General features: G+C 70.3%; 9 protein-coding genes and 1 pseudogene. 4 read left to right on the top strand and 6 right to left on the bottom strand.

Annotation, left to right across the window (positions count from 1 at the left end):
- Positions 1–164 precede the first annotated feature (164 nt).
- Together ACFYZ4_RS02790 and ACFYZ4_RS02785 are read right to left on the bottom strand one after the other, a co-directional pair.
- Complete coding sequence (locus ACFYZ4_RS02790) at positions 165–329, bottom strand: hypothetical protein (protein ID WP_390782791.1); 165 nt, start codon at positions 327–329, stop codon at positions 165–167.
- Positions 330–878: 549 nt separating this feature from the next.
- A complete protein-coding gene (locus ACFYZ4_RS02785; protein WP_390782790.1) occupies positions 879–1529 on the bottom strand; it encodes a YidB family protein in 651 nt (216 codons plus the stop codon).
- A 206-nt stretch (positions 1530–1735) separates the two neighbouring features.
- On the opposite strand from ACFYZ4_RS02785, the gene fxsT reads away from it, so the two are divergent.
- Positions 1736–4174, top strand: a complete 2439-nt coding sequence (gene fxsT / locus ACFYZ4_RS02780) for an FxSxx-COOH system tetratricopeptide repeat protein (protein ID WP_390782789.1) — start codon at positions 1736–1738, stop codon at positions 4172–4174.
- Positions 4164–4673 carry a recombinase family protein gene (locus ACFYZ4_RS02775; protein ID WP_390782788.1) on the top strand — a complete coding sequence of 170 codons (510 nt, stop codon included), beginning with the start codon at positions 4164–4166 and terminating at the stop codon, positions 4671–4673. The genes fxsT and ACFYZ4_RS02775 overlap by 11 nt, the downstream gene beginning before the upstream one ends.
- Here the strand turns inward: ACFYZ4_RS02775 and ACFYZ4_RS02770 are convergent.
- Positions 4612–5553, bottom strand: a complete 942-nt coding sequence (locus ACFYZ4_RS02770) for a hypothetical protein (protein ID WP_390782921.1) — start codon at positions 5551–5553, stop codon at positions 4612–4614. The two genes, ACFYZ4_RS02775 and ACFYZ4_RS02770, sit on opposite strands and share 62 nt — an antisense overlap.
- 332 nt (positions 5554–5885) lie before the next feature.
- Positions 5886–6383 (bottom strand): annotated as a pseudogene (locus tag ACFYZ4_RS02765) (tyrosine-type recombinase/integrase); the annotation flags it as partial.
- A 404-nt stretch (positions 6384–6787) separates the two neighbouring features.
- Here ACFYZ4_RS02765 and ACFYZ4_RS02760 point away from each other — a divergent pair.
- Together ACFYZ4_RS02760 and ACFYZ4_RS02755 are read left to right on the top strand one after the other, a co-directional pair.
- Positions 6788–7063, top strand: a complete 276-nt coding sequence (locus ACFYZ4_RS02760; RefSeq protein WP_390782787.1) for a hypothetical protein — start codon at positions 6788–6790, stop codon at positions 7061–7063.
- 569 nt (positions 7064–7632) lie between these two features.
- Positions 7633–8997 carry an NAD(P)/FAD-dependent oxidoreductase gene (locus ACFYZ4_RS02755; RefSeq protein ID WP_390782786.1) on the top strand — a complete coding sequence of 455 codons (1365 nt, stop codon included), beginning with the start codon at positions 7633–7635 and terminating at the stop codon, positions 8995–8997.
- Positions 8998–9319: 322 nt separating this feature from the next.
- Here the strand turns inward: ACFYZ4_RS02755 and ACFYZ4_RS02750 are convergent, their stop codons facing one another.
- Both ACFYZ4_RS02750 and ACFYZ4_RS02745 read right to left on the bottom strand, forming a co-directional pair.
- Entirely contained in the window at positions 9320–9739 is a 420-nt protein-coding gene (locus tag ACFYZ4_RS02750; RefSeq protein ID WP_390782785.1) for a hypothetical protein, read from the bottom strand.
- A gap of 120 nt (positions 9740–9859) precedes the next feature.
- Entirely contained in the window at positions 9860–10975 is a 1116-nt protein-coding gene (locus tag ACFYZ4_RS02745) for an ISL3 family transposase (protein ID WP_390782913.1), read from the bottom strand.
- Positions 10976–11237 lie beyond the last annotated feature (262 nt).

Here is an 11237-nt window from a genome sequence, read left to right as displayed (position 1 = left end):
CGCCGCCCCGGGTGGGTGGCCCGGGCCGGGCGCCAGGCTGCCCCGGGTGCGCCCGACGGGTCGCATCCGGGGACGGCATCGACGTCACCGACCTGGGGAGGATCCTGACACGGGGCTCTGACAGCGCCTCACACGGTCCGCTCGGATGGTCAGACCGGGCGTTCTCACAGCCGTCGGTGCGAGCGGCCCTCCCCGACGAGACCCGTACCCCGTACCCAGGCCGGATTGCGCTGCCGCGCGCCCGCCAGATCCGGGCTGAGAGAGCTCGGGAAGGGGAGGTGGAACTCGATGTCCTGCGGCACGTGTCCTCCGTGAAGCGAGCTGGTCACGGCCGGGTGGAGTCCCTACCAGCTTCCGATATGGAGCTCACGATCTCCCGGTTCCGCAGCGTGACGAAGCTGGCTGTCAGCCAGATAGTGGCCGGTATCCATTGGTGTTGACTGCGAGCCTGCAAGTAACAGGCTTGTCTGTGTCACGGGTGACGCACGTCCAACGGCTGTTGCACGTGCGTACCGCCGATACCGGGACTGAGCCGAGGCGGAACTGGCGGTCGAGGCGGCCCGCCGGCGCCCTCAACGGCGGATCGCCCTGCTCGGACCAGACCTCGTTGACAAGCGGGGCGAGCTCGACGAGCGGACTGAGGTACTAGAAGCGGCGCGAGCAGCGGACCGAGAACTGACCCGGGCCCTGAACCAGGGATCTTGAAGTCCCAGACTGTGTCGACCTCAACCGGCAGTTCGTTCCCGGCGGCTGGCAGGCTGCCGGGAACGAACTGCCGGGCCAGCCTGCCGCCAAGCACCCAGATAGAGCTCAGAACCTGTTCTGGCCTGCGGCGCCGACCGCTGACTTTCGGACTGCCCACCTCTCCGCTGGCCCGGCTAAGCGACCTTGACGATGACGATCTGTCCGCTGCCCAGGTCAGCGGCGGGAGGCCGCTCCGAAGCGACGGCCAGCTTCCCGTCCGGCGAGGCGCCATCGACGACGGCCGGGATCTTCTCGGCCAGGCCGGCCGATACTTCGGAGGCGGGGATCCCCAGGGCCTTAGCCAGCGTGGTCAGATCCTCCTGCCCGAGCACCTCGGCCACCTGCTCTTGCGCGAGCGGCTCGTTGGCCCCAGTCGAGACCCACGATTCCGCCTGGGACAGCCCCTCAAACGGGATCACTAGGACCTTCGTACCGGACCTCACGTCGGGAGTGTTGAGCCAGTAGCTGCCGTTTCCCCCGGCAAGTTCCCGGTCGGAGATGATGCCGGTGATCTCACAGAGGGAGAGGTCGGGCTGCGAAATGACGAGGGTGCAGTGGTTCTGGATGGTGGAGCCATACCCGTCGGACGTGCAGTCTCCAAGGGAGTGCGAACTGGTCCTCGCCGAACCGGCCTGGGCGAAGAAGCTGTCCGACGAGGACTGACTGCGCTGTTCTGGTCGAACATCAACCCGTACGGCACCTTCCGCCTCGACATGGACAAGCGGCTCGACCTGCTGCCTGCCCTGGTGCCCGCGCCGCGCCGCGCGGCGGATGACGGCGTTCAAGCAGCAGGCTCGGCATCCGGCCGCTGAACCGGAGCAACACCGCTGCCCGCGTCGTGACCACCCGCACCCTTCCATGGACGTGATCCAAGCGGGAACATCCTGGTGACGGTGGACGGGGGTGGCAGACCGTGGGGCGTAGACGGGGTGCGTGGGCCGGGTCGGCGGTAACGGGAGGGGCCGCATTGGTGGCGGCTGTGCTGGGGCCGGTGACCAACTACGCCAGTAACGCGGTGCCTGGCTGGGCGGCGCAGGCGTGGGTGATCTGGCCGGTGTTCGCCGTGCTGGTGGTGGTCAGCATCGGGCTGTTGCTGTGGAGCCGCCAACTGGATGCCGCACCAAGGCCCCCGGCGCGGCTGGCACCGGTGAGCCGACTGACCCGAGGCCAGCAGGCTTCGTTACGCCCCCCGCATGTTCAGCGCGTGCGGGGGCGTGAGGGAGAACTCGCCGTGCTGGCAGGCATGCTTCGGCGGCCACAAGGCCGGTTCGCGGTGCTGTGCGCGGTCGGCGGGATGGGCAAGACAACGGTGGCCGCGCAACTGGCCACCCAGGCCGAGGCGGCGGGCTGGCGAGTGTTTTGGGTGCGCTGGCGCGACGGTGCCGAGCTGGCGCAGCAGATGGTGCAGGCGGCGCTGGCCTGCGGCCTGCGAGAGGCAGAGCTGGAGGCCGCGCGAGCGGGGCAGGCGAGCCTGCCGGATGTGGTCTGGCGACAGTTGGGCCGGGTACGGCGGTGGCTGCTCGTGGTGGACAACGCCGACGAGCCGCACGAGATCGGCCCGGCAGGGGAGCCGGTGGCCGACTATCGCGGCTGGATCCGTCCTCACGGCCGGGGCCTGCTGGTGGTGACCAGCCGGGATGGCACCGAGCAGACCTGGGGTCCGTGCGCACAACTGCTGCCACTGGAGCCGCTGCCGGTGCGACCTGCGGGGCAGGTCCTGCTGGACGCTGCTCCCGTGGCCGGCACCGCCGAGCAGGCCCGGGAGCTGGCGGCGCGACTGGGCGGGCTGCCACTGGCGTTGCACGCGGCCGGCACCTATCTGGCCGGACCCACCAGCCGCTACCGCACCTTTGCCGCCTACCGCCAGGCCCTGGAACAGGAACTGCGGTTCTTGTTGGGAGCGGCGCACCCGAATGCCTCCCATCCGCAGGTCGCCCGTGCCGTGGTGCGGCACACCTGGGAGGTGTCCTTGGACCAACTCGCCGGGGAGGGCAACGCTTTGGCCCGCCCCTTGTTGCGACTGCTGGCCCTGCTGGCTCAAGCCCCCGTCCCACTGTCCCTGATCACCCCGGACCTGCTATCCCTCGTCACCGGACACGACGTCACCGCGGCGGCCCTGGAGGCCGCGTTCGCCGGCCTGCACCGCTACGGTCTCCTCGGCCTGCCCCACTCTCCCGGCAGCACCGGCCCGGCGTCGGGCAGCAGTGAGGGGGCGCAGGTGGTGCTGCATCCCCTGATCCGAGAGATCAACGCTGTCGCCCTCACGGCCGAGACCTCCGATCTCGCCGTGTGGCACCGGGCTCTTGCCGAGCGGCTGACCACGGCTGTGCACGAGGCCAACCAGCGCGGGCGCGCTGGTTGGCCTGCAGCCGTGCTCCTCGCCCCCCACCTGCCGCTGCTGCTCGACCACGCGGACCCGCGCACCGCCACGCACCACCGCACCACTCTCAACACCCTGGCGCAGGTGCTGCAGAAGGCTGGCGCTTTCGATGCGGCGCGCCTGCTGCATGAACGGGTCCTCGAGGTCGAGACCCGCATACTGGGCCCCGAGCACCCCGATACCTTGACCAGCCGCAACAACCTGGGCAATGCCTTGTTCGGCATGGGCGAGCCGGCCGAGGCAAGGCGTCTGCTCCGGCAGACCCTGGAGGACCGCGCCCGCATCCTGGGCCCCGTGCACCCCGATACCTTGATCAGCCGCAATGACCTCGCCTGCGCTTTGGACGGGACGGGTGAGCATGCCGAGGCGGTGGGTCTGCTGCGGCAGACCCTCAACGACCGTACCCGTGTCCTGGGCCCCGAGCATCCGCATACCCTGGCCAGCCGGGACAGCCTCGGTCTCGCGCTGGATGGGATGGGCGAGCACGCACAAGCAGTGCGCATCCACCGAAGCACCCTGGAGGACCGCATCCGTGTCCTGGGCCCCGAACACCACCTCACCCTGCTCAGCCGCCACAACCTCGCCAGCGCCCTGACCAGGGCGGGGCAGCAGACGGAAGCGATACAGCTGCTGCGGCAGGCGCTCAACGACCACGCCCGCATTCTGGGCGACGAGCATCCGCACACGCTGGCCAGCCGGGGCAGCCTCGGTCTCGCGTTGGACGGGATGGGCGAGCACGCACAAGCAGTGCGCATGCACCGGCAGACCCTGGAGGACCGCACCCGTATCCTGAGCCCCGAGCATCCGGATACCCTTGCCAGTCGCCACAACCTCGCTCTCGCTTTGACCAGTGCAGGTGAGCAGGCCGAGGCGATAGAACTGCTGCGCCGAACCCTCGATGACCGCGTCCGCATCCTGGGCGACGAGCACACGCATACTTTGAGCACCCGCAATGCGCTGGAGACAGCGCTGGCCATGTCCACCCAACGGCCACAGAGCCGGTGGTGGCACTGGCTGCGGCGCAGGAACGTCGCAGCCGGTGGCGGTTGAGGAGGCCCTGATCCCCGAGCCGCCGCCAAGCGTGACCCGGCTCGACAGGCTCTCCCGTTCCGTCCTGCACCTGGTGACCCTCGGCGCCGAGCTGCGCGAGCGCGGGATCGGGCTGCACGTCATCGAGCAGGGCATCGACAGCGCCACCATGGAGGGCCGGGCCATGTTCGGGATGCTTAGCGTGCTTGCGGAGCTCCAGAGAGAGATGATCGTGGCGAACACGAACGATGGGCTTGCCTCCGCGCGGGCCCTCGGCCGGGTCGGCGGGCGCCGGCCGAAGCTCACAGCCGACCAGGCTGAGCTCGCCCAGCAGCTCTACGACGCCCGGGAGAAGACTGTCCAGCAGATTGCCGACATGTTCAGCGTGCCCCGTTCCACGAAGCGGATGGTGCAGGCGTCGGATACCCGCAGGCCGCAGTGGAACAGGACGAGGGTGATCAGCCGGGCGGCGGAGTCGGTCCACCGATCGAGGTTCGTGGGCTGCTCGCCTGGGTCATGATGTGCTCCGCGAGGTGGCGGGCCAGTCGCGTGCGGCGCCTTGGGCAGTCGCCGGTGAAGAACGCGGCGCTGGTCGGCAGGGAGTTGTCCCAGCCCTGCTGGCGGATGGCCTGGAAGAACAGATGCAGGCCGTTGACGCGGTTCTCGTTCGAGCTGAGCCCGCCGGGGAGGTCGGTCAGCCAGGCCAGGTAGCGCTCCAGCAGGGCCCGGTCGACGTCGCCCAGGCCGCGGAGGACGGTTGGGCCGACGGCGGTGATGAATTCGCTGAAGCGGGTCAGGGCCTGCATGTAGCCGGTGACCGTGCCGACGTTCAGGCCGGACGACAGCCGCAGCCGGATCCACCGCTTCGCCAGCACCCGCAACCAGGGCTGGGTGATCCGGTCGAACCGCAGCTCGCTGCGTGGACGGGGCCGGCTGGCGCTGCGGTTGAGCTCGGTCAGCTTGCCCAGCCGCCAGACGTCGCGGGCGTACTCGACTTCCCAGCCGGTGCCGTCGCGCAGGGTCTCGACCGCGTCTCTGGCGTAGAGGAGGAACACCGCGACGCGCTTGTCGTAGCCGCCGGACCCGCGGCGCTGGGAGGGGTTGGCGACCCGCTGCCATCGCTCGGCGGAGTAGTCCAGCAGGGAAGTCACATGCTCCTCGCGGGCCCAGGGGATGGCGGCCGCGATCATGCGGGCCGGGGCGGTGACGGTCTGTTCGTCGCGGCGGGTCTGGACGGCGTACTGGAACTCCAGCCTGAGCTGCGGCGCCAGGTCGCGGAAGTCCATTCGGGGCAGGCCGAAGGACTGGCACTCGACGATGAAGTCCCCGACCGGCGGGGCGCCGTCCTGCCGCCACCGGACGCGATGGCTCTTGCAGAACGTGTTCGCCGCGTTCTCCACCCACAGGGTGCAGTTGGGCAGAGTGCACTCAGTGCGGTCGGTGCCTGGCAGCGGCGGCGCGGAGGCCGCCCAGGTGGCGGGATCAATGTTTCCGGAGCGGGACCACTTGTCGCGGTGCCGCGAGCACAGTCCCTTGCCGGCGGCGCCGAAGCGGCAGCCCACAACGGTGCAGTGCGTGAGCTCGCCCAGGGGAGAGGAGGGCCGGGGTCGGCGACGAACACCGCGAGGTCAGGGCGCCCGTCCCGCCGCCGGCGCTGGGCATGTCCGGTGCCCATGCCCTGCTCGTGCGCGGCGCGGTTGCAGCCCGGGACCGGGCAGCGCTTCCCGTTGCTGCGGCGCAGCCGTTCCACCAAGTCATAGACGGCGGAGTAGGTGAGCGGACGGCCGTGCGGACGGCCCCAGAGGTTGACGAACACGTAGTCCGAGTCGAGGTCGCCGTAACCGCGGTTGAGGTAGTCGGCATACAGCCGCATCGGCTCCGCACTGGCCGGAACCTCCCGTGAGCGGCCCGCCTTCGCCCGTGCCCGGTTTGCGTTCGGGCGCGGGATGACGCTCACCTGCCGCTCGGCGGGCGCGATGTCCTCGTGCCGCAGGCCCAGGGCTTCGCCGATCCGCAGCCCGGTGTCCAGCAGCAGTGCGAACAGCAGCCGGTTCCGCAGATGCCCGCACCCGTCCAGCACCGACTGGGCGTCCCCGGCGGACAACACGACAGGCCGCCGCCGCGGCTGCCGCAACCGGATCGTGCGGGCCTTCTGCGGACGGCTCTTGGCGATGTGCTCCAGGAACGGCTTGTAGGAACTGCCCCGCCCACGGCGGCTGGCGGGCCGCATCGTCACCATGAGCTCGCCGAGCGGCACCCCGTGGTGATCGTGGGCGTACGCCTTGACCGTGTTCGGTGACTTGTCACCCCAGGCCAGGTAGGCCAGGCAGCGCTCGATCGGTGCGACAGGCACGTGGTCGTCCCCGAGCTCTGTCCACGACTCGGCCTCCGAGTCCGGCATCAGCACGCGCTGCACCCTCATGGAACCTCCCGCTCATCCGTTGTGGATGACGGAAGGTAATCCCATCCAGGACGGGACGAAGGGGCCTTCAGCCGTACGTGTTGCACGTCCTGGACGGTGGAGGTAGCTCCCGAGGTGGCTGCGGGCCGCGGTCTCACTCGTGTCGAGCGCCGTCGCCACCTGGCGATCGGTACCTCCTCGGCGGCGAGCTCGTAGGAGGCGTCCTCGCCGACTTGGGCGATGGCGTGCCGCAGGTCGGCCAGGGCCTTCAACGCGACCAGGGGCTCCTTGGCGGCCAGGCCGCCGAGCCGGCCGAGCAGGAACTGGACGAACTCCCCGATGCCAGCCACGAGGTCGGTGTCATCGAGTGGATCGACTACCGCAACACCGCCGAGCTGTCCATCCTCCCGCCCATCGGCCCCGCCCTTGCCGCCCTCGCCGATCCGTACGCCGCTGTCACCGACACGGCGCTGGATGCCGTCACCGACGCGAACTACACCTGGGTGTAGCACTCACGCTCGTCAAGGCCGGATACGGCGCCACGGCTTGCCGTAGGTGCCGCCGCAGTTCAGGCATGACGCGGTGTAGACCGCGGAGGCCGGGGTCATCTCCTCGCAGGCCTCGGCCAGGCGTGTACTGCCGCTGCGCGGCCTTGGGCGGTTTCGCGGCGGGCGGGCTAACCGCCGCGACTTCGGCGTGCTCCTCTGCACGGCGGTCTTCAGAGGACGGCGCGAGGCGCATTCTGGGCGAGATCGGCGACGACGGGGAGCAGGTTCGCCACGGCTGTGGGGCCGAAGGCATACGCCGACTCCGCCCCGATCACGCGGGCTTCCGGCCAACGCTGCTACGTCGGGAGCCAGTTCGTGAAGGACAACCGGCTCAACCACGTCGGCCGGCTTGCCCAGCATTTGAATGCGAGCCCTGATGAGCGCTCCTGCGCCTCGGGTCGGGTGCATCTGGTTCCGTTCGGTGGCCGTCCAGGCCCTCCGGAGGCGCTCGTCCTGCTTTCCGGGTGCATGGAACGGCCTGCCGGGGAAGGCGTGCTGGGGACCCGTAGACCTGAGAAGGGACGGACACCATGGCGCGACCGAGGATAGTGGTCGTCGGCGCGGGCTTCGCCGGCGTCGCCTGCGTACGCCGCCTGGAGCGGACGCTGTCACCCGGGGAGGCGGAGATCTTGCTGGTCACTCCGTTCTCCTACCAGCTCTACCTGCCCCTGCTGCCGCAGGTGGCCTCCGGGGTACTCACCCCGCAGTCCGTGGCGGTGTCGCTGCGCCGCAGCCGCCGCCACCGGACCCAGATCGTGCCCGGCGGGGCCGTCGGCGTCGACACCCGGGCCAAGGTCTGCGTCATCCGGAAGATCACCGGGGAGCTGGTGGACCAGCCGTACGACTACCTGGTGCTCGCGCCGGGGAGCGTGACCCGCACCTTCGACATCCCAGGCCTGGTGGAGCACGGCCGCGGCATGAAGACCCTCGCCGAAGCCGCCCACCTGCGCGACCATGTGATCGCCCAGCTCGACCTGGCCGACGCCGCCGCACCGGGCTCGTCGGAACGGGCCTCACGGCTGGGCTTCGTTGTGGTGGGCGGTGGCTACGCGGGCACCGAGACGGCCGCCTCCCTGGAGCGGCTCACCACGAACGCCGTCAGCCGCTACCCCCGGCTGGACCGGCGCGAGATCAGCTGGCACCTCGTGGACGTGGCCCCGAAACTGATGCCCGAACTCGGCGACAGGCTCGGCCGGGCCGCCCTCGACGTGCTGCGCCGCCGAGGCATCGAGGTCTCGCTCGGCGCCTCCGTCTCCAAGGCGGGCCCCGAGGACGTCACCCTCACCGACGGGCGCGTGCTGCCCAGCCGCACCCTCATCTGGACCGCCGGCGTCGCCGCGAGCCCACTCATCGCCACGCTGGGCGCCGAGACCGCGAAGAGCGGCCGGCTCGTCGTCGCTCCGGACCTGCGGGTGCCGGGGGCGGACGGCGCGTTCGCGCTCGGCGACGCGGCCGCCGTCCCCGACCTCGCCGGCGGCGGGGACGGCGCGGTGTGCCCGCCCACGGCGCAGCACGCCGAGCGCCAGGGCAGGGTCGCCGCCGACAACGTCGTCGCCACACTGCGGGGCACCCCGCTGCGCCGTTACGTCCACAAGGACCTCGGACTGGTCGTGGACCTCGGCGGCCGCGACGGCGTCTCCCGGCCGCTCGGCATCGGCCTGCGGGGGATGCCCGCCCAGGCCGTGGCCCGCGGCTACCACTGGGCGGCGCTGCGCACCGGGGCCGCGAAGACCCGGGTGATGACGAACTGGCTCCTGAACGCCGTGGCCGGCGACGACTTCGTCCGGACCGGCTTCCAGACGTACAAGCCGGGGACGCTGCGCGACTTCGAGTTCACGGACCACTACCTCACGCCGGAGGAGGTACGGGCCCGCACGGCGGCCGACGGAGGCTGACAGTCCCGGCGGCGAGATGTGCGCACCAAGCGCGACGGCGTTGACCGCAGTCCACTTCGCCCAGCCCGAGCTCGCGACCCTGGCGCCCGGCCCGCCGGAACGGGGGAGCGGGCCTCGGGCAGGACAACCCGAGCCCTCCCGAGCGGAGCAGGACGCCGTACGAGCACGCGGAGGAGATCCAGGAGCGGTTCAAGTACCGCGACCTCACCGACAGGCGATGGGGGCGGGTCCCACGGGTTCCTGTACGGGCGGGCGTGGACGCACGCCGCCGTGATGGCGATCCTTGGAAACGGCTCTGCCCGGAGTTCCGTGAAATCCCAGATCAGGACGACTGCGGGGTCGGCCATGGCTGGCCGTCAGGCGTGATGGCTGGGCGGCCGGCCAGCACGTAGTCGGAGTACTCGTCGCCTGCCATGGCTTGGTTGACCCAGCGTTCGCGTACTGCTCCGGTTCGGGTCTCGGCAACGTCCAAGGCGTCGAGGGCGGTGTTCGTGGTTGCCACGAGGAGGCCGAACTCTTCTTCCTCGCCCTCAAACAGCGGTGGCAGCGAATCCAGGTCGCTGGTCAGTGGCTCGCAGTCGAGAGCGGCGTGCAGGTAGACCTCGTAGGTCCCTCGCACCGGCCGGATCTCGACCCAGTGGATTCCCAGTCGCTCGGGGCTTCCAGATGGTCCGAGGAACTGCTCGACGGAACGGCCCCTGTCGAGGGCGCCAAGAATGAATGGTTCTGCCAAGTAGCGCACGGCGGAAGACTACGGCGTGATGAGGATGCGGGTTCGAAGGAGGTCGAAGGAGGCCCGTCCGTACGTCGCCTTCTTGAGTGTTTTGACTCTGTTGACGTGGCCTTCGACGATGCCTGAGCTTCAGTGGAGGGTGAGTCCGGCGGTGACGGCGTCAAGGTCGCCGCGGAGGAAGCCGGCGAAGCCGCTGATGGGCTTGGGCGCGTCCTGTTCGGCCTGGCGGATCCACTCGGGGAGGAGGAAGCCGCGCCGGTGGCGGAGGAGTTCGGCGAAGGCCCGGGCGAGGTCGCAGGCTCGGGCGATGTCCGGGAGGGCGGCGAGGTGTTTGCGGACGACCTGGCGGCTGCCGCGGTAGGCGCGTTCGCGGATCTCCAGGAAGAGGCGGTTGCCGCTGGCCTGGCCGAGGCTTTCGGTGAAGCGGGTGTTCAAGTACGGCTTGAACGGTTCCAGCACTCCGGCCGGTCGGCGTTCGTTGGCGGAGGCCAGGAGCTGGTCGAGGTCGGTGTCGCGGAATCGGCGGACGGTCTTGCGGTCGAGGTGGAGGCGTCGGGCGATGGCGCTGATGGTCCAGCCTGCCGCGATGAGTTTGTGGATGTCGGCGTGGCGGTGGCGGGTCCGTTCGGTGATCTGCGTCCGCGGCAGTTCGTGCAGCGGGAGCTGCATCAGCGGGGGCGCCTCGGGCATCCGGGCGATCTCTTCGTCGGCGCGTTTGCGCAGGCAGGCGCGGTGTTGGTGGCAGGTCTTCTGCACCGCGGCGGCAAGGTTCTGCAGCAGGTGCCAACGGTCGGCGACTTCCACCACGGCGGGGGCGGCTTCCTTGATCGCACGGGTGTAGGCCGTGGCCCGGTCCCGGCAGATGATCTCAGCACCAGGGTGCTCGCGCAGCCAGGCGGCGAAGGTCTCGGAGGTGCGGTCGGGCAGGACGTCCACAACGCGGCCGGCCTCTACATCGACGAGGATGGTTCCGTAGGTGCGGCCCTTGCGGAAGGCGAACTCGTCGACGCCCAGGACCCGCGGGGACCGATCCGGCACGGTCGGAAGGTCCAGGAGTTCCAGGAGGCGTGTGCGTCCTGCGGCGAGGTGCATCCGGCGGCACAGTCGTTCACCGGCCCGGCCGCCGAGCTCGACCGCGACCTGCCGCAGCCAAGTCTTCAGTCCGAGGCTGGATCGGCGATACCGCTCGCTCAGCCCGCTGACCTGCTCGACGAACGTCCGGCGCCGACACCCGGCCCGTCGCAGAAGAATCTCCGGACCTGCAGCCTGACCAGCAGTTTCCTCCCGAACAAAGGCCTCTCGGCGAGGCTTCGCTCATCGGAAGAATGGACCCTGCGGGCACGGGACCCCGGGCATCTGGGCGGCGGACCGCACGCGGCCGCCACCACGACCAGAACCTCGTCCGTGAACTCCACGGCCTCCAAGCGAACATCGACGTCCGGGAACAGCACATCGTCCAGCGAGCAGACCCCCACCAGCCAGGCATGCCCTGCTGGAACGTTCCAGC

Source organism: Streptomyces sp. NPDC001513, from assembly GCF_042894695.1.
Taxonomy (GTDB): domain Bacteria; phylum Actinomycetota; class Actinomycetes; order Streptomycetales; family Streptomycetaceae; genus Streptomyces.
The sequence above is the reverse complement of the archived record's forward strand: the minus strand, read 5'-3'. Positions and strand labels throughout refer to the sequence as shown.

Coding starts and splice junctions, on each gene's coding strand:
- ACFYZ4_RS02755 (WP_390782786.1), top strand. CDS start 7,633: ATGGCGCGACCGAGGATAGTGGTCGTCGGCGCGGGCTTCGCCGGCGTC.